This is a genomic window from Rhizobium ruizarguesonis (genome assembly GCF_017357285.1).
In the GTDB taxonomy this organism is placed as follows: domain Bacteria; phylum Pseudomonadota; class Alphaproteobacteria; order Rhizobiales; family Rhizobiaceae; genus Rhizobium; species Rhizobium ruizarguesonis.
The window spans coordinates 319,539-342,714 of the sequence record NZ_CP071680.1; the positions used below are offsets into that span (position 1 = coordinate 319,539).

Genomic DNA, 23,176 nt, shown 5'->3' on the forward strand with positions numbered 1-23,176 from the left:
TGGTGAAGGAAAATCACTCCGGCAGGAAGCGGCCGGCCGGAGTGATTGACGGTTTATTTGGCAGGGTTCGGGCCGATCCGCTTGCCGTGCTTGACGCGTTCGGCGCCGCCGTGGACATGCGTAACAGCATAATCGATGCCCATGCCGTACGCGCCGGAATGCTCCTTCACCAGCGACGTGACCGCGTCGTAAGTTTCCTTGCGGGCCCAGTCGCGCTGCCATTCGAGCAGGACCTGTTGCCAGGTGACCGGGACGACTCCGGCCTGGACCATGCGGTCCATCGCATATTTGTGCGCATCGACGGACGTGCCGCCGGAAGCATCCGCAACCATGTAGATTTCGTAGTCGGTATCGTTCATGCAGGAGAGCGCGAAGGTCGTGTTGCATACCTCCGTCCAGAGGCCGGCGACGACAATCTTCTTGCGGCCATCGGCAGCGTGCTTGGCAAGCGCGTCGCGGACGTTCTGGTCGTCCCAGGAATTCATCGACGTGCGCTCAAGGATATCGTTGTCCGGGACGACAGCGAGCAGTTCCGGGAAAGTGTTGCCCGAAAAGCTGTCGGTTTCGACGGTGGTGATGGTGGTTGGGATGTTGAATATCCTTGCCGCCTTGGCAAGACCGACGACGTTGTTCTTCAAGACCTGGCGATCGATCGACTGAACACCGAAGGCCATCTGCGGCTGCTGGTCGATGAAGATGATCTGACTGTTCTGCGGGGTGAGGACCTGAAGCTTGCTGGACATCTCGTGTCTTCCTTTGACTAGGTTGAAGGTAGGTAATGGGGCAGGGAAGGCGGCACGTCTTGAAAGTTATGCCGCCTTATTGTTGGAAAGCGACGTCAGGCGGCGAGCGGCGTCAGCCCGGCCTCGATCTGGTCACGATAAGGCTCGTAGCGAGCCGGCAGCTTCAAAACCTCGCCGAGATGTGCCGTATCTTCGTCGCGGTCGAAACCGGGTTCGTTCGTGGCGATTTCGAACAGGACGCCGCCGGGTGTCCGGAAGTAGATGGCCCAGAAGTAATCACGGTCGATGACAGGTGTTACCTGGTAGCCCGTATCCATCAGGGACTTGCGGACTTCGAGTTGCTTTGCGCGGTTCTCGACGGCGAAAGCGATGTGATGCACCGAACCTGCGCCCTGCCTTGCGAAAGGCGTTTTCGGAAGGATCTCGAGGTCGATCGTGTCCGCACCATTGCCGCCGGGGATGATGAAGCGGGTCACGTCACCATCCGTCTCAGTACGCTGGTAGCCCATGAAACCGAGCAGTTCGGACGTGGCAGCGGCGTCATGCAGGCGGAACTTGGCACCGGTGAAGCCGCGGATGCCGACGCTTTCGTCGATGCCGGCGCCATTCCAGGCCTTGCGGCCGTCGTTTTCCGCTTCGACAAGGGCAAACGCTTCGCCGTCCGGCCCTTTGAACAGGAGGCGGTCAGCACCGAAGGCAGTGTCGGCCTGCAGGTTTCCGGCTCCCTTTGCCGAGAGGCGATCTTGCCAGAAGGAGAGCGAGCCCTTCGGCACCGCGAACTGTGTTTCGCTGACTTCGCCGACGCCTGGGCGGCCGCGCATCACGTCGGGAAACGGGAAGTAGGTCATGACGGAGCCGGGGGTGCCGGCCTCATCACCGTAGTAGAGGTGGTAGACGTTGGGGTCGTCGAAATTCACGGTCTTCTTGACGCGGCGCAGGCCAAGCGCATCCGTGAAGAACGCGTTGTTCTGGCGGGCATCCGATGCCATCGACGTGATGTGATGCAGTCCCTTGATATCCTTGATCATGATGCTTGCCTCCGCGGCTGGGTTGGTTTGTCTGGTCTGATTGAAAAGCTACGCCCGTTGATCAGTGACCGGAATTGCAATAATAATTGTCAGTGAATTGCCAGGGATGAAATAATCGATGAACGACTACAAACTGCTTCGAACCTTTCTGCTGGCCGCCGAGAAACGGAACTTCGCGCAGGTCGCCCGTGAGCTCGACATGACCCCGGCAGCCGTCACGCGGGCGATCGCGGCGCTGGAAGAAGACCTTGGCGTGCAACTCTTCGTGCGGACGACGCGCCAGGTGTCGCTGACAACCGACGGCGCGATCTTCGCTGCCCAGATCCAGCCGGCGGTGCAGGCGCTCGACAACGCGCGCAAGGATGTGATGAATACTCACAAGGCGGATCACGGACGTCTGCGGATCAGCGCGCCGACCTGGTTCGGCCAGCAGGTCCTGCCGCCAATCCTGTCTGCATTCAAGGAACGCTATCCGAAGATCAGCTTCGAGATATCGCTCGCGGATGGGCTCGTGAATATTATCGACGATGACTATGACCTGGCGATCCGCATTTCCGCGGCACCGTCGGACAAGTTCACGATCTGGCGCAAGATCAGCGTCGTTCGCCGGATCCTCGTCGCAGCGCCCGGCAGCCGGTTTTGCGACATGGAGCATCCGAATGAACTCATTCCCGACGATTGCCTTGCCTATAGCGGCGAGAGCAAGCGGGAGACCTGGACCCTGTCGGACGGCAGCGGCAGTACCACGATTTCTGCGGGCCGCGCATTCAGCGCCAATAGCGGGGAGGTCCTGGCAAGCATGGCTGCCGATGGAAGCGGGGTCGCCATGCTGCCCAAGTTCCATGTGGCCGAGTATCTGCGCACCGGACGCTTGGTCCACGTCCTCAAAGACTGGTCGCCGCCGGACTTGTGGCTGACCCTGTACTACCCCCCGTACCAGGCACTTCCGCCGCGCATCGCCTCATTCTCGAAGTTCTTCGAACAACAGATTCCGGCGTTTATATCGGCGATCGAATGAACTTCGAAGGAGCGTGGTGCCGCTGCTGTTTAAGAATCTCAGATATGACAGCACCACGGGGCCAAGTTTTCGACAGCAAACACATTTTCCTGTTGTCGCAGAAAACGCTATCTGCCGGCGGTTCTGGTCGTATTCTGGAACTGGGAGGACGTCGATCCCGCGAACAAAGTAAACCACCAGTTGTCGCCCGGCCAGCGCGTGACCTTTAGTGCACCCGCGGGTCGTCCGTTTGGTTGTCCACCGCGCCAATTCCCTGCGGGTGGTCGGCCAGCGCAGAAAACTTAGACCCGGCAGTTGACCAGCAGGAACCAACTGCTTCAGAAATCTGCCCCCTCAATGTGTCAGCGATAGTCGATGCCGCAGGAGCAACGACCCGACCGGTCTGGCTTCGGTCGTCGCACGTGCCACCCGCGTCGGGGATCGATGCATCCCCGACCAGCACGTCAGATGGTGGCTTTAGCTTCAATCAGCCGAAGAACGCACGAAGCTGAGCGAAAAACCCGTCTGGTTTGCAACCGGCCATCTTTCGCAAACGGCGAGCGACTGTTGCCGCGCTGACGCGTTCACCGAAATGGCAGAAGCAGACAAGGTCATGCAATTCCTCGTCGCTGAGTTCGAAGAACCGTATGGCTTCTCCGTAGCTATCGCTTTCCATTCCTGCCGCCCGCAGAATGGGATCAGCGAATGCAACAGAGATCGGTGTGCCGTCATCCCTAAGAGCAAGCCGATCTGCAATCGGCCGATATTCGGTTTCGTGAAGCGTCTTGAGATGCGGTCTGGGGCTGCGCTCAAGACTTTCGGCCCACCGTTCAAGCCGTTCGCGCCGCGTCATTTCAAGGCGCTTGCAGGTCGTGCTGACCTTGGCGACGGTTTTCAACTGGTCGAGTGCGTACTGTTCCATTTCGGCCTCCTATCTCCGGAAAAATAGATGGTCCGCCTCCCGAAAACAGCGTCTCTCAGGTCGCAGCTGATGTCCAATCACGATTGAAAACGGCATCTCGTTGACGTTTCCGTAATCGCTGGAGGCGCCTTTTGGTTGCTGACGAGCTCTTTTCTCATAGGGTTTCTGCGCCATGTCATACCAAGGCAACCAGACAGGGTTCGGTATGGACGAGATATTCGAACAGCTTCTGCACCTTTCTGCACGCACCGAAACGCTCATTGCGGTCTACGATGGTCATGACCGGCTGCAATACGCCAACAGCGCCTTTCGTTCGGTCTATTTCATCGAGCCGGACGAGACTCCCCTCTGGCCGGATCTCATGCGGCGCAATTTCGAGCTGCGGCGAGGCACGGTCATTCAAACGAGCAATTTCGACGAATGGCTGCGGTCGACACAGTCGCGCCGCGGCAAGATCGGCTATCGTGCTTTCGAGACGGACCTGCACGATGGCCGATGGTTTTGGATGACCGAGGCGGTCCAGACAAACTGTTGGATGTTGTGCATTGCGAGTGAGATCACCAGTTTGCGAGCTCATGGCAGGATCGTCCGGCAAGATCGCGATCAGGCAATCAAGGCGTCTTACACCGACGAACTCACGGGTGTCGCCAACCGCCGCTTTGTGATGGCACGGGTCGACGACATGCTGGCGGCCGCCCAGCATGGAAGCATTGGCTGCCTTGTCGTGTTCGACATCGACAATTTCAAACACATCAACGATCGGCTCGGTCACCAGGCCGGGGATGTCGTCCTGCGCGATTTTGCGCATCGCATTCATCAGAATGTTCGCCGCAACGATTGTTTTGGGCGGGTCGGCGGAGAAGAGTTCGTTCTGGTGATGCCGTCAACCGGGCCGGAAGACGCCATTGCCATGGTCGAGTGCATGCTGACGGTGATCCGCTTCTCCCGGCCCCTGCCTGAATCACCCGATTTCAGCTACACCTGTTCTGCCGGCATCGCCGCTTGTGCCCCGTCAGACAGCTCCTCGGACCTTTATCGACGCGCCGATCAAGCACTTTATGCTGCCAAGTTAAGCGGCCGGGACAGGGTGCGCGCTGCGTAGGGCCCAATGCATGTCGCCCGGAAGTGTGCAGCGGTTCCGGGGTGCGCCGTTCGCAGAGCAGGGCCTTCGTCGCGCGCCGCAGTCGTGGAGGACGGCGATATGGGGCCTATTCGCTGAGGCAGGAACCAATGTGATTGGACGTGATTTCTTAAATCCCTGATCCGTGGAGCTCTTGGTCATCGTCGCCTTCCCAAGGGGAGGGCATCGCGGTGCGATTGAGGTTGGCCGAGGGCATCGGCATCCAACACTTCAATTCCGGTTCGGCATATTCGATGATGTGCCCGGGCGAGGAATCGGAGGCGCGCCAGCCTTCTGCTCCGAACTGATCGCCATTCGACCAATAGGCGAGGTCAACTTCTGCCGGCCCCTGTTCGGACGGGCGAATCGTGACGAGGATCCGGCTACCGTCTCTCGGTGCGCTTGCCATGTCGCGCCAACGGTCTAGGTCGTCCATCGTTTTTCCTCCTGCCTCGCTGCTGGTTGCGAGTGTCGCCTCGCCATCGGAAACGGTCAATTGAAACTTTGCAGGACCACAAAAGAGAGGAAAGTCCTCACCCGTGGCCTTCATCGAAGGTCTTCGTGTCGCGCCCTCTGATCAGGGCTGAGGAGTTTGGAGTGCTGAGGTTTAGTCCCGATCGATATCCGGGGAAATCGTTGTCCTCGTCTGGATAAGATTTGCGCTGCAGGTTGCGCCTCGGCCTTAAGCGACGGACCATCCACCGTCCACCAGCAGGTTCGCGCCGGTGATCAGGCTCGCAGCCGGCGATGCTAGGAAGACCACGGCACCCACCACATCGTCGGTTTCACCGATCCGGCCGAGTGGAATGTGACCGATCGTCGCTTTGCGATTGTCGGCATCGGATAGAAAAGGTGCTGTACCATCCGTGTGGATGAACGTCGGCGATACGGTGTTTACAGTGACATTATAGGGTGCCCATTCGGCTGCAAGGCAGCGCGTGAGGTGATTGATTGCCGCCTTGCTCATGCAATAGATTGCCTCGCCGCGCAGTGCCACGGTGCCGGCCTGTGAGCTGATGTTGATGATCCGGCCCCCATTGCGTTTGATCATGTGACGCCCGACTGCCTGCGCCATCAGAAAGGTGCCCTTGATGTTGACATCGAGTATCTCGTCAAGGTCCTTCTCCTCGACGAGTTCCGCGAGATTGCCTGGAGCCACGCCGACATTGTTGACGAGGACGTCGATCCGACCGAACGTAGTAAGCGCTGCGTCGACGGCTTGTGCGATATGGGCCTTATTGGGAATGTCCAGTTCAACAGGGAGGACTTTTCGTCCCGCGTCCTCGAGTTCGGCGACCAGACCCGCCGACGCCGCGACATCGCGGACCCCCAAAACAATATCGGAGCCTGCTCTGGCACAGGCAAGTGCGCAAGCTCGACCGATGCCACGGCTCGCTCCCGTCACCAACGTCACCTTGCCCTCAAGGCTGAAGTCCGGCGCATTCTTCTGCATCGTCATGCCTCCCTCGATGAAGCTCATTTATGGCAGCGTCGGTGTGCGGATGCCAGATGTTCTGCTCATGCTGAGGAGCGTCCCCCTGACCAATAGGCGATCCCCCAACGTGGGACGCTCTTACCGGAGCAGCCCATCGCGGCGAAACTCTTCCCACCCGGAGAGGTCGACGGAGGCATCGTTGGGGCCTGACGATGATGCAATCTTGCTGCCGCCACTCTTCAGCGACCGCGTTAGCTTCGCCTTGTAGGCGGCCCGTCGCCGATTCTCCGCAGCCGCTGCAGCATCCTCTTCACGCCAGTCTTCGACAACGCCCCGATCGAGCAGGTGTTCGACCATGCGCGGGTCGAAGACGTGGAAGGTGATATTTCGCGCGCGACCGCGCAGTTTCACTGTGCGCGTCCCTGCACTTGGCAGGCGGCCGTCCTTGAGCCAGCGATGACGCTCGGTCGTCGAGATCGAAAGTATGTCCTGGATTTCGCGCGGGATCACCGGGAGGGTTTCGATGTTCTCCAGCGCCTCGGCGACAACGGCCGACGCGGCATGGAATTCGGCTTTCGAACTGGCCGGCATCGCCAAAGCAAGTTCACCAGCATCGATGTCGAGCGACTTCTTCGTCGCCGATGGAAGCCGCGCGCGAATTTCGAGGAGTATGCCTTTAGCGCGGACTGTCGATCCCAGCGTAGCCGCTGTTGGCAGCGCCCACGTCTTCAGCAGCTCGACGTCGTTCTTTTCTTCCTTCGGCATCATTGAGTTAGATGGGCAGGCGATCCTGCCTCTTCAACAGGAACGAGTCGGGACAAGCGTCGGTGGATGAAGACTGCGTGGCGCCGAACGCTTCATCCGAAGTCATGGCAATAAAAAAGGCCGGGGCGAAATCGCACCGACCTTTCAAACATCGCTCTTCACACCAGTGCCAGTACATCCGTGGTCAAAAGTAGCCGAGCAATTTCGGCAGTCGCGAACACTCCCTTGGAGCGCTCACCAGCAACGCCGATGACCGTGATATAGTGGACCACTACGTTCCTTTCAAGGCTTCGGGCGACGGATGCTCTTCGCGATTTGGTGATTTGCGATGACGGTCGGCTTGAGGAAGCGGGAGAGTTCGAGCCGGCTGTGGCCATCCGGTGCGCGCATCAAAAATACAGCTCTGGTTCAGGCATCTTCGCGATTGGGAATCCTCAACGTCCTGATCTGATCCGCGAGAACGAGGAACGCCCCGCCACCGTCTGATCGGACATCGACTCCGCGCATCTCGCCATGTCGTCGATACTAGCTCGGCCGATTGAACCAGCGGGGCTCGCGCCATCGATAATCTGGTCGATAAGCGGCGTCGTCTGGCGCGGCCGGGCAGAGAAGCGATCTGCGCTGCCGTTCATCGGCGATGTGTGCGGCGTGATGCCGCCTCGCGGATCTGCCATGTCTGCCTCCATCAGAACCTCCCCTGCGATTGCGGCCATCGCGTCCTGCCCCGGCTTTGGGTCCTGCCAGGCTCGCGCCGCCGGCAACGGCTTTGCCGTCCTCCACTGCGTTGCGGCCCTGCGGGTGCAGGCGGCACTTGCCGCCCGGCTTTCGGACCGCCGTAGCAGGTCGCGATGGCCGCGACCTCGAAACGGAGGTTCCAACATGAGCAGGCAGCAAAGCAATCAACGATCCGATATCTACAGCCGCATCACCAACACGATCATCGCCGATCTTAAGCAGGGCGTGCGGCCATGGACCAAACCCTGGACGACGGGACATGCGACAGGTGAGGTCAGCCGGCCACTGCGCCACAATGGCCAACCCTATTCCGGCATCAACGTCCTGCTGCTGTGGTCGCAAACCATCGCCCGCGGCTTTGCCTCATCACGCTGGATGACGTTTCGCCAGGCAATCGAACTCGGTGGCGCCGTTCGCAAGGGCGAAACCGGCACGACCATTGTCTTTGCCAGTTCGTTCAGCCGCACCGAGACGACCGAGACGGGCACTAAGATCGAACAGGACATTCCATTCCTCAAGACCTACACGGTGTTCAACACCGATCAGATCGCCGGTCTTAACGGTCGCTTTGACGACATCGCACCTGTCGAGGATCCGATCAGCCGGATCGGCGATGCCGGCCGCTTCTTTGCCAATACCGGCGCACTGATCCGGCATGGAGGTACGGCTGCCTATTATGCCGCTCAGCGTGATTACATCCAGATGCCATGCCTGGATGCCTTCCGGGACGATGCCGCCTATGTCGCCATCCTCAGCCACGAGATGACGCACTGGACCGGGGCACCGCGACGGCTGGATCGCGATCTCAGCCGCTACGCAAAAGACCGGAGCGAACGTGCCCGCGAGGAACTGATTGCCGAACTCGGCAGCGCGTTTCTCTGCGCCGATCTCGGCATCGTCCCCGAGCTCGAACCACGCCCCGACCATGCAAGCTATCTCGATGGCTGGCTCAAGGTTCTGAGCCACGACAAGCGCGCCATCTTTTCGGCGGCAGCACATGCGCAGCGCGCCGTCGACTATCTGCATTCCTTGCAGCCGGAGCTCGATGAGGAGGAGGCGGCGTAAGCCGTCTCTTCCTTCACTCAGCCGTCTTTTCCTTCACTCAACCATGAGAGACGCGGCTGCCGATCACTGCAGCGGAAGGTAGCCTCGCGAGCGCTTCTTGCGCAAAAGCGTGAGCAGGAGATCGACGGCTTTTGCCTCGCTGTCGAAGACATGGATCTTCTGCTGCCCGCGACTGCCGATGCGTCCCCAGCTGCGCACCAGCGATGTCTCGCCGAAGAGGTTCGGCTCGATCGACAGCGCATAAAAGCGCGCCATGTTCTTCGATGGATCGATGCGTTCGATATAGAGACGATAGGGCTGAACTGTCATGCCGGCAGGATCGCAAACGCCAGGCGGCGGCGTCCAACGACATTTGTGAATCGGTCAGGCCCGATCGATTCATCGGGGTGATGTGAACCGCTTGGTTCATCTCACTGCGATCTTCACATTCTCGCCTTTCGGGTCAAATGCAGATGATCGAGCGATCGGCGCTCAGAAGGTTCGGGATGATGGTGCCGACACCGTTGCCGCACCCACGACGAATGACTTTGCGTACCGAACCGGAAACGTGCCGAGGGCGACGATTGCCCAGGCCGGATCGCAGGCGCCCTGCGCATCATGTTGATCAGGGCGCCTTTGACGAGACCAAACCAGATCCTCGGTCGACCTCGTGGTGAACGATAAATCCGCCTGGCGGCTGTGTTGCCAGCAAGTCGGTGAACAATTGCTTGTCGGCGTCGCGGATCAGGAATTTCGGCAGTTCGGATCTGAGCCAGGCTGCCAGTCCTCCGCCGATCTGCACATCGCGATCATTCTCCAGCCGATGCAGCACCAAGGCACCGATCAGCACCTTGCGGCGCGTATCGATGGCACGTTCCTGCTTGCTGAGCCGGATCTGCAATGTCTTGCGCTGCGCCTCCAGTTGGGCGAGCCGTTCGTCGATGGTTTTGCGTGCCATGATGATCTTCTCCCTGTTCCACAATCAGCGATCGGCCGAACGGCATCAGGACAATGACCGCACGCGATCGCATGCGCAGATGCTGCAGCGATGGGTGCATGTCGGCTACTCGCAAATCTGCGCGTGGAATCAACCGGCTGAACGGCTTACGAGGTCATCGGGCGATTGCCGCGTGCTCCCACCAGTGCCCGAAGACGCGAAGCGACGAAGGCACAAGGGCGCACTTACGAGTTGCTGGCGCAACTCCAGTAGCGAAGGCCGGCAGAGGCGCGAAGGCAAGCGATGGCGATCTATCATCTCAGCATGAAGCCGATCGCCCGCAGTAGTGGCCGCAGCGCCGTGGCGTCGGCCGCCTATCGCGCCGCTGAGCGCCTCACCAACGAGCGCGATGGGCTGACCCATGATTTTAGCAACAGAACAGGTGTCGAGCATGCCGAGATCGTCTTGTCGGCTGGTTCTTCCGCTTATTGGGCGATGAAGCGATCGGCCTTGTGGAATGCCGCCGAGCGTGCCGAGAAGCGCAGCGACGCCCGTATTGCCCGGGAATTCGAAATTGCGCTGCCGCACGAATTGAGTTCCGACCAGCGACTGGCGCTGACGCGTGCGTTTGCGCTGCATCTCGCCAACCGCTATGGCGCTGCCGTCGACTTCGCCATCCATCGGCCAGGCGAGGGCGGCGACATCAGAAACTGCCACGCGCATCTGATGATGACGACGCGTGAGGTGAGGGTAACCGGGCTTGGCGACAAGACGCTGCTTGAGCGGGAAAACCGATGGCTTCTCGCTAATCACCTGCCGCCATCGCAGCTGCAGCTGAAGGATCTCAGACAGGCGTGGGAGCATCTTGCCAACACGCACCTTGAGAGGGTCGGCCTCGATATCCGTATCGACAACCGTTCGCATCTGGAAGCCGGGATCACGATCGAGCCGACCGAACATGTCGGTGTGCATGCGACGCAGATCGATCGGCAGGGTGGGGCAGTCTCGCGCGTCCGCATCTCACCGCAATCGGCCGACCGAAATGCCGAGACCATTCGGCGTCGGCCCGAAGAGATATTGCGGCTGATTACCAACGAGAAGAGCGTCTTCAACCGCTATGACATTGCCAGGGCTCTGCATCGCTATATCAACGACGATCCGCAGACCTTCCAGAACGCTTTTGCCGCGGTCATGGCGTCGAAGGCTCTCGTCGAGCTCAGACCCGACAGTTCAGGCGTTCGCGGCCGTGATGGCGAGGCACGCTATTCGACGGTCGAGATGGTGGCGATCGAGGGCGTGATCGCCAGCAATGTCATGGCGATGAAGACGCGCCAAAACCACGGTGTCTTCAAGCGGCATGTCGATGCGGCCATCGCCGATCAGGACAGATCGATCCAGGCGGTGAGTGCGTCACCGGCGCAGGGGCTGTCGGCGGAACAGCGCCAGGCGATCGAGCATGTCACGGCTCCCGGTCAGATCGCCGTGGTGATCGGCTTTGCCGGTGCCGGCAAGAGCACGATGCTGGCGGCTGCCCGCCAGGCCTGGGAAGCGCAAGGTTATCGCGTTCATGGCGCGGCTCTAGCCGGCAAGGCGGCAGAGGGCCTGAAGGAATCGTCGGGCATATCGAGCCGCACCTTGGCGTCGTGGGAATATTCCTGGCAAGCCGATCGTAGTCGGCTCAATGCTCGCGATGTCTTCGTCATCGACGAGGGCGGAATGGTCGCAAGTCGTCAGCTCGCCCGCTTCGTCGAGGAGGTCAGACGGGCCGGCGCCAAGCTCGTGCTGGTCGGCGACCATGAACAGCTTCAGGCGATCGGAGCGGGCGCACCGTTCCGGGCAATCGCCGAAGCGGTCGGTCATGCGCAGCTTTCGGACGTCCGACGGCAGAAAGCGGATTGGCAGAAGCAGGCGTCGGTTGACTTTGCCTCGCATCGGACCGCGGAAGGGCTCACGGCCTACAAGGCACATGGCAACATCCAGCTGAAAGCGAACCGCGCTGAAACGCTGAAGGCGATCATTGCCGATTACGTCGCTGACCGATCGGCACATCCCGACGACACGCGCATTGCGATGGCCCATCGACGGATAGATGTGGCTGCGATCAATGCCGGCATTCGCGCTCAGTTGCAGGATCGCGGTGAGCTCGCAAAGGCCAACAACCCGTCTGGTGATAAAGGTGAGGAACTGAGCTACCAGACCAACAATGGGAAGCGATCCTTTGCGCGCGGCGACCGCATCGTCTTCCTGGAGAACGATCGTGACCTCGGCGTCAAGAATGGCATGCTGGGCGAGGTGATCGCCGTCGCGCCGGACGCAATACAGGTTCGGCTTGACGGCAAGGCGCAGACGCAAGATGGGCAACGCCAGGTGACCGTACCGGTGAATAGTTACCAAGCCTTTGACCACGGCTACGCAACGACGATCCACAAGACGCAAGGGTCCACGGTCGACCGGAGTTTTGTCCTCGCGTCGACGACGATGGACCGGCATCTGACCTACGTCGCGATGACCCGTCATCGTGAGGAGGTACAGCTCTATGCCGGGCTCGATGCGTTCAAGACGGAGCGCGCCCTGACCGAGGCACTGAGCCGCTCCGGCGTGAAGGAGACGACGCTTGACTATACGCATGACTTTGCCAATCGGCGCGGCATGGAGGATCGCCGGGGGCAGGGCGAGAGTGATGTCGCATCTCAGGGAATCAGCAAAGGGGTACAGCCCATCCCGGACACGGCGGTTCCGAAGCCAACGCAAGAACCGCAGCCGCTCGCAGCCCGCACCATCGCCGATGGCGGCTCTGCGCACCAGGATCCCAGTGACGATGCACGTGGCGATGAACGCCGCGTGCTCGTTGCGGCCGTGAAGACCTATGCGATGAGCGTCGAAGCGGTCGGACGGTCAAAGGCAATGGTGGCATTCGACCGAGATTGGGCGGCGGCAAAGCAGCTTGCGCCGCAGCTGTTCAACGACGCGCCAGCGGCAATGGACGTGTTGCGCGGCCGCATCTTGGATGAGAACGCAGATCCGGTCGCGCTCGCCAACCAACTCAGCGCTTCGCCCGAGACGTTCGGTGCGCTCGCCGGCAAGACAGGCCTGTTCGGAGACAACGCCGAACGCAAACACGCGCTCGGTCGGATCGATGCGCTGGCATCGCATGTTCGTCAATCCGCCAAGACCTGGCAGCGTCGCCTTGCGGCCGAATGCGGCTCGGAGCGATGGAAGCGAGAAAAGCAGGACGTGGTCGAGGTTCTGGGGCCGAGCCGCCGGAGTGAGGCGCTGCTGCGCCAGCTCGACGATCTGCCTTATACGGACAAGGCAAAGTTCGTCGAGCAACTGGCGGGGACGCCGGAGGGGCGTCGCGCGCTTGCCGAGGCGAAGGACATCGTTACTGCGATCGAAACGCGCTTCGGTCGCGCCGATCCCTCAGATCTCGCAGAACAGCTGAAGCGCGTCGGTCCCGATCAGGCTGGGGACATCGAGCGGATCCGCCAGGTCGCGCGCCTTGCCGACCGTAGTCATCGTGCAGAACTCACGCAGCAGATGGAGCTGGAGCGCTCACTGAAGCGGGGCAGGACCTTGGGGCTTGGGATGTAGATGTGTTGGTTCGGACCACAAGCGATTGGCGGCGATGAGTCTAGGATCGACGGAAGATAGTCACACAGGGAATGCGGATTTGGCTATCGGCCTGCCTCTGCCATTCCTTTGTCCTTTATACGGCAAAATTCGATCAGCTGCTCCGAAGTCATTGGTCGTGCCAGAGCGTAACCTTGCAGTATATGGCAACCGAGATCTTTCAGGATCTTCGCATGCTCCATTGTCTCCACGCCCTCTGCAACGATGTCGATGTTCTGCGATCGGCCGATTTCGATAATGGAGGAGACCAGACGACGCTGAGATGGAGACGCAATGATCGGCTTGATAATTTCTCGATCGATCTTAAGCCGTCGCGGCTCAAATCGAAGCAAACTGACGATACTGGCATGTTCGGTGCCGAAGTCATCGATCTCGATTTCGATGCCAAGCTTTTTGACGGCTGGAATGATCTCCTTGAGAACAGGTTGAAGATCATTGAAGGAGATTGTCTCGAGCAGCTCGAAACACAGGCGACCCTTCGCTATGGGAAGCTCGGACAGCTCCGCAAGCAGATTTGCCTGCGCCAGTCGACGCGCTGAAATGTTGACCGAGACACGTGGAATTTGCATTCCCAGGCTGTCCCATCTTGTCAGCTCGAACAGGGCCTTTTGCAGGATCAGCCTATCCATGTCGCCAGTGCGCCCTAGTTTTTCCGCGACCTCAAGAAATTTGTTCGGGGCAAGCAGACCCTTTTGCGGGTGATCCCAACGGGCAAGTGTCTCGACGCCGACAATATCCAATGTGTCTGCATTGAACTGCGGTTGAAAGAATGCGACGAGTTCATTACGATCGAGCGCATGATTGAATTCGTCCGCCAATTCCTTCGAATGGATCGCGGCGCTGCGAAGCTCTTCTGTAAAAACCGCCGCGCGGCCGCGGCCCGCCTTCTTCGCCTCGTAGAGAGCCAAATCGGCATTGAGAAGCAATTGGCCGAGGTCCCGCCCGAGAGCACCTTCAGTCTCCCACGCGACGCCGACGCTTGCCCCGACAACACACGCCACGCCCTCGATGAAGAGGGGTTGCTCGAGCGCGTCGACAATCTGCTGAGCCAATGCGTTTGCCTTCGGCTCCGGATCGGCACTCCAGCTGGCGAAGATGAACTCATCTCCGCCGATCCGAGCCGCTACGTCGTTGGGACCAGCCAAATCGGCAAGGCGCGAAGCCGTTGCTTGCAAGACCACGTCACCTCCGGCGTGCCCTTTTGTGTCGTTGATCTCTTTAAATCGATCCAGGTCGATATGAATGAGGATCAGACAATCTTGAGGACGCGGTCTCGGCGGTTGCGAGATCAACTGGTCGACAAATCGTCGATTGGGAAGCCCCGTCAATGCGTCATGCAATGACAGGTACTCCAGCCTCTGCCGTGCTCGAACGAGCTTTTTCTTGTGAAGGCGAAGCTTTTCGATCGTTCTTTGGCGTGATTTGGTCAGAAAGCCGATCCAGACAATCGGTGCAACGACACAGAATGCCAACAGGCTCGCGTAGAACTCAAAAGTGCCGATCCCGCTATTTTGGCCCCAACCCTGCTTTGGCAGTGCGGCGAGGGTCCATCGACCATAAACCATATCAACGGATGTCTGGACCGGTTTCCTGGAAAAAGTTGCCAGGCTGCCGAAAAAAACCTGTTTGGGCGTGTTCGGCTCCGGTACGGTGCTGATGGCGATCTCAAGCTCGGTCGAACCAAGGCCACTTTCCTGGTAAAGCTTCGGTATGTCGACTATTCCGGAAAGCAGGCCCCAAAAAATCTGGCTTGATCCGTCATTGATGTAGATTGGGCACCTGACCACAAAAGCGGTGCCACCTTGGACAAGCTCCACCGGGCCTGTCAGAACGATATTGTGCGTGTTGCGCGCCAGCATCGCGGCAGCCCGTTGCTTCTCGTTGGTTCGGTAGTCGAGCCCGATGGCCTTTTCGTTTCCTTTCTCCGGATAAACCCACCTGACCACCATGCCGGGCGCGGCGGCGAAGCTTCTTAATTGTGAATCTGGCTTCAGAATCTGCGCGGCAAGCCTGGAAAATCCGCTTTGGTCCATCGCCGGATTGACTGCGATGCCGGCCGCCAGCCCCTGCAACAGCTTCACATTGCTGTTGAGGTTCGTCTGAAGGCGGGAGGATATGGTGGCAAGCTCGCCGGCAACGATCGCGCGTTCATCGGCCAGCGATCGCTCCAGCCGCCAGTTCGTTGCCACCCAGACGACGATTGCCGCAATAATGGCCGCAAATATTGCCGGAGCAAATGCGCTGGTATGGCTTATTACAGAGCGAGCGAGATTTCTTCGAAGGTTCATCAGGTTGCCAGCGTGGATGATAAGCCCTCATCCTTGCACAGTTTCTTTAAGGCAACGCTAAACCTGACAACCCTCATAAAGGAAAGCTGCCTGTTCGTTGCAGCGCTTACGTCGCTGGGCTGAAATCGGCGGCAAGCACCGCATCCTTGAGCGCCCGCGAATAGGGATGCTGCGGATTGTCCAGGACACTGCGCGCCTGGCCTCGCTCGACGATTTCGCCTTTGCGCATGATGATGATGTTGTCGCTGATATAATATGCTGTGGCGAGGTCGTGGGTGATGTAGACGATCGAGAGCCCGAGCTCGTTTTTCAAGCGACCAAAGAGATTGACGATCGCCATGCGCAGCGATGCGTCGACCATGGAGACCGGTTCATCGGCCACCAGCAGGCGGGGTTGCGGGATCAGCGCGCGGGCGATGGCGACACGCTGAAGCTGGCCGCCCGATAGTTCGTGAGGGAACCGTCCTTTCACTTCTTCCAGGGTCAGGCCAACATGGACCAATGCGGCATCCGCCATCCGCTCCGCCTGCTGCCGGTCCGGCCTTTTTCCCGAGAACGAAAAATTGCGGGCGGTCTCGAAGAGATAACGATCGACACGTTTCAGCGGATTGAAGGCTTCGAAGGGGTTCTGCAGAACCGGCTGGACCTCTTTCATGAAAGCCTTGCGTTCGGATCTGCTATGGATGGCGACGGTCCTGCCGCTGAATTGAAGCTCGCCTTCCGTCGGTTCGGTCTGACCGAGGATCATCGCCGCGATCGTCGATTTTCCCGATCCGGATTCTCCAACGATCGAGAGAATCTCCGGCTTCTCTCCCAGTTCGAAGCTGACATCCTTGACCGCCGTAATCAGACGCCGGCCGAGCATACCGCCCTGCCGGTAGACTTTCGTGACATGCGAGAGGCGAAGAAGAGCGCTCAAACCTGATCTCCCGTAACGGCAAAACATGCCACGCGCCGCTGCGGCTCGACGGTGACGAGCGGCGGAACCTTCTGCGAGCAAATCTCCATGCGCTTCGGACAGCGCGGGTGAAACCGGCAGCCTTCCGGCGGCATGGCGAGGTTCGGCGGACGACCCTCCAGCGAAGGGCGGGCCGTCGCATCGCCGATGCGCGGCAGGCTGCCGACGAGGTGCTGCGTATAGGGGTGGAGCGGCATGCTGAAGAGTTTGGCGGTTGGCGCCTCCTCGACAAGACGCCCGGCATAGACAATGCCGATGCGGTCGGAGACGGTCGCGTGAACCCCCATATCATGGGTGACGAACAGGAAGGACGAGCCCATCTCGCGCTGGATTTCGCGGATCATCGACAGCACGTCGCGCTGAACGATCACGTCGAGCGCGGTCGTCGGTTCGTCGGCGATGATGAATTCCGGCGTCAGGATCGTCGCCAGCGCGATGGTCATGCGCTGGCGCATGCCGCCTGAGAGCTCGTGGGGATAGGCATCGAGCAGATGCGGATCGAGCTTCAGCCGCTGCAGATGGGTGGCGACCCTTTCGAAAAAGACTGGGCCGCTGACCTTCATGTGGCGAAAGGCGAAATCGGTGAATGAATGACGGATTCGGCGCACCGGATTGAGCACATTCATCGAGCCCTGCATGATGTAGGACAGATGCCGCCAGCGCAGCGCCAGGCGCTCTTCCGGCTTCATCGCATAGATATCCTGGGTGCCGCCGTCGAAATGGAATGTCACTTTCCCCGACACGACCCGCAGCGGCGGCCGGATCGCGCCGGCAATGGTCTTGATCAACGTCGTCTTGCCGCTGCTCGATTCACCGGCAACGCCATAGACCTCGCCGCGGGCGATGGTCAGGCTGATATCGTCGACGGCGCGCACCTCGCGATCGACGCCGAAGAGGAAGGCACGGTAATAGGCTTTCAGATTCTCAATTTCGACCAAAGGATCCATACTAACTTCCCATCCGGTTCAGCCGGCTGCGCGGATCATTGTATTCGTTCATCGACATGGACAGCAGGAAGAGCGCCAGGAAGAGGACGACGATGACGGCGACGGGGGCGGCCACCCACCACCAAATGCCTGATATCAGCGCCGAATGCGCATTGGCCCAATAGATCATCATGCCCATGGTCGGCGTCTCGATATCTGTGAAGCCGAGCACCGACAGGGTGATCTCCATGCCGATCGACCAGATCATGTTGTTCATCGTGGTGGCAAAGACGATCGGCAGAACGTAGGGCAGGTGCTCCTCGACGAGGATCTTGCGCATGCTCATGCCGGAATAGACGCTCTGGGTGGTGAAGGATCTCGTCTTCAGGCTGATGGCCACCGAACGGATGAGGCGTGCATCATAGGACCAGCCGAGCGAGGCCATGATGAGGATCAGCGCCGTCCAGGTCATGCTGTCCTTCAGCACGAAGTAGAAAAGGATCAGCAGCGGAAATTGCGGAATGACCATGACGCTGTCGTTGATGGCCATCAGCACCCGGTCGACCGCGCCGCCGGCATAGCCGGCGACGAGACCGACGACCAGCGAGATGATGCGTGAAATGAAGGCGACGCCGATGCCGAAAAACAGGGTGTTCCTAAGCGCGGTCGTCAGTTGCCAGAAAACGTCCTGGCCGCGCGATGTCGTGCCCAGCCAATATTCGCCATCGGGCGGCATATCGGGTGGCAGAAGATAGATGTCGGTCGCGCCGTAAGGCGAGAAATAGGACACCACTATCAATCCGACGATGACGGCAAAGAGCAGCAGGCCGCAGAGGAATTCCATATTCTGGCGCGCGAGGTCGCGGACAATCGTAAACATGCTCTATTCCACCTTGATGCGCGGATCGATCAGCGGGCTCAGAATGTCGATGATGAACACGGCGGCAGCAACGCCGACGATCGACAATGCGCTGAGGCCGAGCACCAGGCTGTAGTCGCCGGCATGCACCGCTTCGATCAGCAGGTTGCCGATGCCCGGATAGCCGAAGACGATTTCGGTGATGACCGTGCCGTTGAAGATCGCGCCGAGCGACATGGCAAGCCCGGTGAACTGCGGCACCATGGCATTGCGGGCGATATAGGAGCGCAGGATCTTTCGCTTCGGAACGCCACCAAGCTCGGCGAAGACGACATAATCCTCGGTGATGATGTTGGAAACGAGCGCGCGCATCCCGATCAGCCAGCTGCCGGCTCCGACCATGATCAGCGACAAGGCCGGCAGAATCGAATGTTTCAGGATATCGAAGACCAAGGCGAAGGAGAGGTCCAGATTGGCGTTCATCTCGTAGCCGCCATTGATCGGCAGCACCGGCCAGAGATAGCCGAACACAATCAGAAGCACGAAGGCCAGGATGTAATAGGGAATGGGAAGCAGGGCGATGAAGACGAGGCTGACGGCCTTCAGCACCATGTCCTTGCGGTAATAGCCGGCGAGCGCGCCGATCGCATTGCCGAGCACAAAGGTGATGATGGTCGACACCGTCATCAACCCGATGGTCCAGGGCAGGGACCGCAGGATGATGGTGGAAACGGGCGTCGGAAATGCCGACAGCGACGGACCGAGATCACCTGTGGCTAGCCGAAGCCAGAAATGCAGGTATTGCTGCCAGATCGAACCCTCCATTCCGTAAAGCTCGCGAAGCGACTGACGCATCAGTTCGATCGCATTCGGATCGGACTGCCCCATCTGGGTGATGGCGCCTATGCTTTCTTCGACCGGATCGATCGGGGTCAGGTGGGTGACGAAGAATGTTATCGTCACGCCGAGAAATACAACGAGCAGAAACTGACCGAACCGCTTCAGCACAAAGATCAGATAGGACGTCATAGGGCGGTGGTTCCTCTCTGGTTCCCTTCATCAAGTGGAAAGGATCGACGGACATGCCACATGCCCGTCGATTAGGAGGCCGGCGCGCAACACTCGCGCCGGCGTTGGGAGGATTATTTCGGTTGTGCCGGCTTCAGCTTGACCATCATCAGCCTGGAGTTGGCCCAATTCGGCACTGGATCGGTATAGGGATCTGATATCGTCGGATAACCGGTCCAATAGGTCGTATCCATCGAGGTGAAGACGTTATACGACATCAGCGGGATCGTCGGCATTTCGCGGGCGACCAGCTTCAGATAATCCTTGCCGAGCTCGACGCCCTTGGGATCGTCGGCGCTGATGCCGCGGATGCTTTCGATGATCTTGTCGAGCTCCGGATTGCTCCAGCGCTGCCAGTTGCGCGGCGGCTGATTGTCACCCTTCTTCGCCACGAACTGCGAGTGCCAGCTGTCGAGGAAGAACGACAGGTCGGGATCGCCGCCCCAGGTCTCGACGCTCCAGGCAATCGCCACCTGGAAATCGCCGGGCTGGAGCGCCGTCTGCCAAAGTTTCGCGGCCGGCACGGCTTTGGCGTCGATGCCGAATGCGGCCCATTGCTGTGCGATCAGCGTCCCGGCGCGGGTGAAGACCGAGCGTGTGTCGCCTTCCACCGTCATCCGGATCTTGAAGGGCTGTCCATCAGGGGTCAGCCATTTGCCGCCGGATTTCTTGAAGCCTGCCTTCTCCAGCAGTTCGCCGGCAGCCTTCGGATCCGGTTTCCACCAGCCATAGCCGAAGGCACCGCTGATTGCCTGCGGGTCGGTCGGGATCTGGTCCTTGAACTTCGGCTGCTTGCGCAGGATATCGGCGATCTGTTGCCCGACCGTCGGGTCATAAGGCTTGATCTTGCTCTTGCCGGTATCGATCTCGAAATTCTTCAGCCAATCCTGCATCGGCGCCTGATAGTCCTCCATCGTGGCCGCCGTCGGCGGCACGCCGAGCGCCGAAAGCGTCGCTGCCCCGCGATAGCTCGCCATATCAACCGCCTTGATGTCGATCAGCAGGGCAAGCGCCCAGCGTACATCGGCGTTGTCGAACGGCGGATTCTGGGTGTTGAAGATCACGGCTGGAAGCGTCGGGTCCGGATGGGCGAAGGGGAAGCCCGGGAACCAGGTTTCGATCGACTTGGATTTCTCCTTAAGGGTGAACATGCCCTCCGGCGTGTTGTCGTGGATGATATCGAGATTGTGCTCGAGCTGGGCGATCGTCCGCTTATCCGGCGGGCCGGGATCGGTATAGGTTACATATTTCGGGGCCGGCTCGCCGAAGCGGGCAAGCGAGGTCCGCTGCCAGTCGTCGCGCTTCTCCCAGGTATACCACTTGCCCTGGGGGTCAAACGCCTTGAGTTTGTAGGCGCCGAGCGAGACGGGATTGGCGAAATCATAACGCAGCGGATCTTCGACTTTCTCGAAGACATGCTTGGGCATGATCCAGGCGCCGTTCCAGCGAACGGTGAAGATGGCGTGGAAGCGCGAATTGGGCTTCTTCAGCTTGAATACGACAGTCGAGGGGTCGGTCGCCTCGACGCTTGCCACCTGCACCGAGAAGGCAGCACTCCAGACCATGCCGGGGTGATCCATCTGCGTCTTGACGGTGTAGACCACGTCGTCTGCCGTGAACTCCACGCCGTCGCTCCAGAAGAGCCCCTTGCGCAGTTTCACGGTCATCTCGGTGAAGTCGGCATTATATTGCGGCTTGTCGGCAGCCAGCGAATTGTCCCAGGTCGCGCCGCCAAGTCCTTGTTCGGGGTCGATATACCAGAGCGTATCCATGGTCAGTTGCTGCAGGCCGGTCGATACGCCGCCCCCGCCATTGACCCAGATGTTGAACCAGCCGGGATTTTTGATCGTCCCTTCCGGATTTTCGACGATGAGCGTCTCCTTGCGCGGCAAGGAGGTGTAGTCATCGGCTTTGGCCGCCGCAGTCAGGCCGAGTGCGGCCAGCGCGACGCCAAATGCGAGCCTCTTCCACTGTTGCATGAACTCCTCCCTAGAAAGCGACGATACGGCGGCCGCAAAGGCACGCATGGGCACGTCGCGGTTGTCGGTTCGCAGAGGCCTCAGGACTTGAACAGTCAGATCCAGAGCTTCGGAGAACCATCTCTCCTGCTCCCTGCCTCCTCGCAGCGAGCCGAATATCTTCAGCCGGGGCGCCCCAATGGGCTACCCGGCGGTAGCTGTCACACTGACAGCCGGATGACGTTGTAGGAGAACGGTTTCAACGCCGCCCTCAGCCGTCCATCCTCGATCTTTGCACTCTCGGCATTGACCGGAACGACCGCTGTCGGCCGCGCAGCCGTATTGACGGCTTCCAGATCGCCATGGGTCATCTCCACCTGCTCGACCACCCGGGCATTTCCGAACCCTTCCAGCCGCACATCGAGATCGAGCGCCGTGCTCGGATGGCGGTTGACGGCAAAGAAGGTCAGCGTCTTGCCGTCCTCGGAATGGACCGCCGATACGTCGAGATAGGGGACGTCGTTCTCTTCGTCGCTGTCATAGGTCGGGCCATCGACGACCAGCTGTAATGCCGAGCCGCGACCATATCTGGAGGCGTAATAGAACGGGTAATAAATAGTCTGGCGCCAGGCCGCACCGCCGTCCTCGGTCATGATCGGGGCGATGACGTTGACGAGCTGCGCGATGCAGGCGATGCGCACGCGGTCGGAGCGACGGATGAAGGTGTTCAAGATGCCGCCGACCTGCAGCACGTCCTCGAAATTGTAGATATCTTCCAAGAGATGCGGCGCATCCGGCCACTCGTCGCGCGCCAGGATCTCCTTGTCCTGCTGGTTGGAATGATACCAGACATTCCATTCGTCGAAGGAAATGCCGATCGTCTTCTTCGAGCGCTTTTTCGCCTTGATGTAGTCGATCACGCCGCCGATCGTGGTGATGTAGCGGTCGAGCTTCGTTGCGCGGGCGAGATAGTTGAGCGTATTTTTCTCGCGGTTGGCAAAATACATATGCAGCGAGATATGGTCGGCGCTGTCATAGCACTGCTCGAGAACCTGGGCTTCCCACTCGGGATAGGTCTTCATGTCGGAATTGGATGAGCCGCAGACCACGAGTTCGAGCGACTTGTCGAAGCCGCGCATGGCCTTCGCCGTCTCATCCGCCAGCCGGCCATATTCATAGGCCGACTTGTGGCCGACCTGCCAGGGACCATCCATCTCGTTGCCGAGGCACCACAATTTGACGTCGTGCGGATTGGACCAGCCGTGCTTGCGGCGCAGATCCGACCAGTAGGTGCCGCCCGGATGATTGCAGTATTCCAGGAAATTGCGGGCGGCATCCAGGCCGCGTGATCCGAGATTGACGGCAAGCATCGGCTTGGTGTTGGCCTTCTTGCACCAGTCGACGAATTCATTGACGCCGATCTGGTTGGCTTCGCGGGTGCGCCAGGCAAGGTCGAGGCGAACCGGGCGCTCCGCACGGGGGCCGACGCCGTCTTCCCAATTATAGGCCGAGACAAAATTGCCGCCGGGATAGCGGCAATATGGCGTGTCGAGCTCACGGACCAGATCAAGGACATCCTGGCGGAATCCGTCCTCATCGGCCGTCGGGTGCCCGGGCTCATAGATGCCCCCGTAGATCGCCCTGCCGAGATGCTCGAGAAATGAGCTGTAGAGCCTGGAGTCAATGGTCGCGATGCGGAAATCGCGGTGGACAACGACGTTCGTCTTCAACGGATCCTCCCGTTTATATATCAGATTTTTTGT

At 59.8% G+C, this 23,176-nt stretch carries 20 protein-coding genes and 2 pseudogenes; 4 read left to right on the forward strand and 18 right to left on the reverse strand.

The genetic code is table 11. The features are described from left to right. Positions 1-53: 53 nt before the first annotated feature. Both J3P73_RS29555 and J3P73_RS29560 read right to left on the reverse strand, forming a co-directional pair. Positions 54-743 (reverse strand): hydrolase, encoded by a 690-nt coding sequence (locus J3P73_RS29555; protein ID WP_018069930.1) that lies wholly within the window; start codon positions 741-743, stop codon positions 54-56. 95 nt (positions 744-838) lie between these two features. After that, positions 839-1,771, reverse strand: coding sequence for a VOC family protein (locus tag J3P73_RS29560; protein ID WP_130690554.1), 933 nt, complete (start codon positions 1,769-1,771; stop codon positions 839-841). A 118-nt stretch (positions 1,772-1,889) separates the two neighbouring features. Here J3P73_RS29560 and J3P73_RS29565 point away from each other — a divergent pair, with 118 nt between their 5' ends. Beyond that, positions 1,890-2,789, forward strand: coding sequence for a LysR family transcriptional regulator (locus tag J3P73_RS29565; protein WP_130666263.1), 900 nt, complete (start codon positions 1,890-1,892; stop codon positions 2,787-2,789). 466 nt (positions 2,790-3,255) lie between these two features. Here the strand turns inward: J3P73_RS29565 and J3P73_RS29570 are convergent, their stop codons facing one another. Continuing rightward, positions 3,256-3,690, reverse strand: coding sequence for a hypothetical protein (locus J3P73_RS29570; protein ID WP_130690555.1), 435 nt, complete (start codon positions 3,688-3,690; stop codon positions 3,256-3,258). 205 nt (positions 3,691-3,895) lie between these two features. Here J3P73_RS29570 and J3P73_RS29575 point away from each other — a divergent pair, with 205 nt between their 5' ends. Beyond that, positions 3,896-4,792 carry a GGDEF domain-containing protein gene (locus J3P73_RS29575; protein ID WP_130690587.1) on the forward strand — a complete coding sequence of 299 codons (897 nt, stop codon included), beginning with the start codon at positions 3,896-3,898 and terminating at the stop codon, positions 4,790-4,792. 148 nt (positions 4,793-4,940) lie between these two features. Here the strand turns inward: J3P73_RS29575 and J3P73_RS29580 are convergent, their stop codons facing one another. The 5 genes and pseudogenes from J3P73_RS29580 to J3P73_RS29595 all read right to left on the reverse strand — a co-directional run bounded on the left by J3P73_RS29580 (position 4,941) and on the right by J3P73_RS29595 (position 7,684). Next, positions 4,941-5,246 (reverse strand): hypothetical protein, encoded by a 306-nt coding sequence (locus tag J3P73_RS29580; RefSeq protein WP_130690588.1) that lies wholly within the window; start codon positions 5,244-5,246, stop codon positions 4,941-4,943. Between the two features lie 246 nt (positions 5,247-5,492). Beyond that, positions 5,493-6,263 (reverse strand): SDR family NAD(P)-dependent oxidoreductase, encoded by a 771-nt coding sequence (locus tag J3P73_RS29585; RefSeq protein WP_130774313.1) that lies wholly within the window; start codon positions 6,261-6,263, stop codon positions 5,493-5,495. A gap of 120 nt (positions 6,264-6,383) precedes the next feature. Then, positions 6,384-7,010, reverse strand: coding sequence for a hypothetical protein (locus J3P73_RS29590; RefSeq protein ID WP_130690556.1), 627 nt, complete (start codon positions 7,008-7,010; stop codon positions 6,384-6,386). A 309-nt stretch (positions 7,011-7,319) separates the two neighbouring features. Beyond that, a pseudogene (locus J3P73_RS38340) lies at positions 7,320-7,409 on the reverse strand (VOC family protein); the annotation flags it as partial. Between the two features lie 35 nt (positions 7,410-7,444). Then, on the reverse strand, positions 7,445-7,684 hold the full coding sequence (locus tag J3P73_RS29595) for a hypothetical protein (protein ID WP_130690557.1): 240 nt from the start codon (positions 7,682-7,684) through the stop codon (positions 7,445-7,447). 205 nt (positions 7,685-7,889) lie between these two features. Here J3P73_RS29595 and J3P73_RS29600 point away from each other — a divergent pair, with 205 nt between their 5' ends. Further along, positions 7,890-8,810, forward strand: coding sequence for an ArdC family protein (locus J3P73_RS29600; RefSeq protein WP_130690558.1), 921 nt, complete (start codon positions 7,890-7,892; stop codon positions 8,808-8,810). A 63-nt stretch (positions 8,811-8,873) separates the two neighbouring features. On the opposite strand, the gene J3P73_RS29605 is transcribed toward J3P73_RS29600, so the two are convergent. From J3P73_RS29605 to J3P73_RS29615, 3 genes and pseudogenes are all read right to left on the reverse strand, one after another. Beyond that, a complete protein-coding gene (locus J3P73_RS29605; protein WP_003554086.1) occupies positions 8,874-9,119 on the reverse strand; it encodes a WGR domain-containing protein in 246 nt (81 codons plus the stop codon). A gap of 105 nt (positions 9,120-9,224) precedes the next feature. Then, a pseudogene (locus J3P73_RS29610) lies at positions 9,225-9,318 on the reverse strand (type IV secretory system conjugative DNA transfer family protein); the annotation flags it as partial. Positions 9,319-9,414: 96 nt separating this feature from the next. Continuing rightward, on the reverse strand, positions 9,415-9,747 hold the full coding sequence (locus tag J3P73_RS29615) for a mobilization protein (RefSeq protein ID WP_130690559.1): 333 nt from the start codon (positions 9,745-9,747) through the stop codon (positions 9,415-9,417). A 282-nt stretch (positions 9,748-10,029) separates the two neighbouring features. Between J3P73_RS29615 and traA the strand changes: the two genes are divergently transcribed. Then, complete coding sequence (traA, locus tag J3P73_RS29620) at positions 10,030-13,317, forward strand: Ti-type conjugative transfer relaxase TraA (RefSeq protein WP_130774475.1); 3,288 nt, start codon at positions 10,030-10,032, stop codon at positions 13,315-13,317. A gap of 83 nt (positions 13,318-13,400) precedes the next feature. Here traA and J3P73_RS29625 read toward each other — a convergent pair whose 3' ends face one another. From J3P73_RS29625 to arfA, 7 genes are all read right to left on the reverse strand, one after another. Next, the gene (locus tag J3P73_RS29625) at positions 13,401-15,644 is read right to left on the reverse strand and encodes a bifunctional diguanylate cyclase/phosphodiesterase (RefSeq protein ID WP_130774476.1); all 2,244 of its coding nucleotides are present in this window, start codon (positions 15,642-15,644) and stop codon (positions 13,401-13,403) included. A 106-nt stretch (positions 15,645-15,750) separates the two neighbouring features. After that, complete coding sequence (locus J3P73_RS29630) at positions 15,751-16,563, reverse strand: ABC transporter ATP-binding protein (RefSeq protein ID WP_018071043.1); 813 nt, start codon at positions 16,561-16,563, stop codon at positions 15,751-15,753. Further along, positions 16,560-17,549: an ABC transporter ATP-binding protein gene (locus J3P73_RS29635; RefSeq protein WP_018071044.1), complete on the reverse strand. Its 990-nt coding sequence runs from the start codon at positions 17,547-17,549 to the stop codon at positions 16,560-16,562. Before J3P73_RS29635 ends, J3P73_RS29630 begins: the two co-directional genes overlap by 4 nt. Position 17,550: 1 nt before the next feature. After that, positions 17,551-18,408, reverse strand: coding sequence for an ABC transporter permease (locus J3P73_RS29640; RefSeq protein WP_018071045.1), 858 nt, complete (start codon positions 18,406-18,408; stop codon positions 17,551-17,553). A gap of 3 nt (positions 18,409-18,411) precedes the next feature. Continuing rightward, positions 18,412-19,416 carry an ABC transporter permease gene (locus tag J3P73_RS29645; RefSeq protein ID WP_018071046.1) on the reverse strand — a complete coding sequence of 335 codons (1,005 nt, stop codon included), beginning with the start codon at positions 19,414-19,416 and terminating at the stop codon, positions 18,412-18,414. A 113-nt stretch (positions 19,417-19,529) separates the two neighbouring features. After that, on the reverse strand, positions 19,530-21,434 hold the full coding sequence (locus J3P73_RS29650) for an ABC transporter substrate-binding protein (protein ID WP_130690562.1): 1,905 nt from the start codon (positions 21,432-21,434) through the stop codon (positions 19,530-19,532). Between the two features lie 200 nt (positions 21,435-21,634). After that, positions 21,635-23,143 carry an arabinosylfuranosidase ArfA gene (arfA, locus tag J3P73_RS29655; protein ID WP_130690563.1) on the reverse strand — a complete coding sequence of 503 codons (1,509 nt, stop codon included), beginning with the start codon at positions 23,141-23,143 and terminating at the stop codon, positions 21,635-21,637. Between the last annotated feature and the right edge of the window lie 33 nt (positions 23,144-23,176).

Coding starts and splice junctions, on each gene's coding strand:
- J3P73_RS29555 (WP_018069930.1), bottom strand. CDS start 743: ATGTCCAGCAAGCTTCAGGTCCTCACCCCGCAGAACAGTCAGATCATC.
- J3P73_RS29560 (WP_130690554.1), bottom strand. CDS start 1,771: ATGATCAAGGATATCAAGGGACTGCATCACATCACGTCGATGGCATCG.
- J3P73_RS29565 (WP_130666263.1), top strand. CDS start 1,890: ATGAACGACTACAAACTGCTTCGAACCTTTCTGCTGGCCGCCGAGAAA.
- J3P73_RS29570 (WP_130690555.1), bottom strand. CDS start 3,690: ATGGAACAGTACGCACTCGACCAGTTGAAAACCGTCGCCAAGGTCAGC.
- J3P73_RS29575 (WP_130690587.1), top strand. CDS start 3,896: ATGGACGAGATATTCGAACAGCTTCTGCACCTTTCTGCACGCACCGAA.
- J3P73_RS29580 (WP_130690588.1), bottom strand. CDS start 5,246: ATGGACGACCTAGACCGTTGGCGCGACATGGCAAGCGCACCGAGAGAC.
- J3P73_RS29585 (WP_130774313.1), bottom strand. CDS start 6,263: ATGCAGAAGAATGCGCCGGACTTCAGCCTTGAGGGCAAGGTGACGTTG.
- J3P73_RS29590 (WP_130690556.1), bottom strand. CDS start 7,010: ATGCCGAAGGAAGAAAAGAACGACGTCGAGCTGCTGAAGACGTGGGCG.
- J3P73_RS29595 (WP_130690557.1), bottom strand. CDS start 7,684: ATGGCAGATCCGCGAGGCGGCATCACGCCGCACACATCGCCGATGAAC.
- J3P73_RS29600 (WP_130690558.1), top strand. CDS start 7,890: ATGAGCAGGCAGCAAAGCAATCAACGATCCGATATCTACAGCCGCATC.
- J3P73_RS29605 (WP_003554086.1), bottom strand. CDS start 9,119: ATGACAGTTCAGCCCTATCGTCTCTATATCGAACGCATCGATCCATCG.
- J3P73_RS29615 (WP_130690559.1), bottom strand. CDS start 9,747: ATGGCACGCAAAACCATCGACGAACGGCTCGCCCAACTGGAGGCGCAG.
- traA (WP_130774475.1), top strand. CDS start 10,030: ATGGCGATCTATCATCTCAGCATGAAGCCGATCGCCCGCAGTAGTGGC.
- J3P73_RS29625 (WP_130774476.1), bottom strand. CDS start 15,644: ATGAACCTTCGAAGAAATCTCGCTCGCTCTGTAATAAGCCATACCAGC.
- J3P73_RS29635 (WP_018071044.1), bottom strand. CDS start 17,549: ATGGATCCTTTGGTCGAAATTGAGAATCTGAAAGCCTATTACCGTGCC.
- J3P73_RS29640 (WP_018071045.1), bottom strand. CDS start 18,408: ATGTTTACGATTGTCCGCGACCTCGCGCGCCAGAATATGGAATTCCTC.
- J3P73_RS29645 (WP_018071046.1), bottom strand. CDS start 19,416: ATGACGTCCTATCTGATCTTTGTGCTGAAGCGGTTCGGTCAGTTTCTG.
- J3P73_RS29650 (WP_130690562.1), bottom strand. CDS start 21,434: ATGCAACAGTGGAAGAGGCTCGCATTTGGCGTCGCGCTGGCCGCACTC.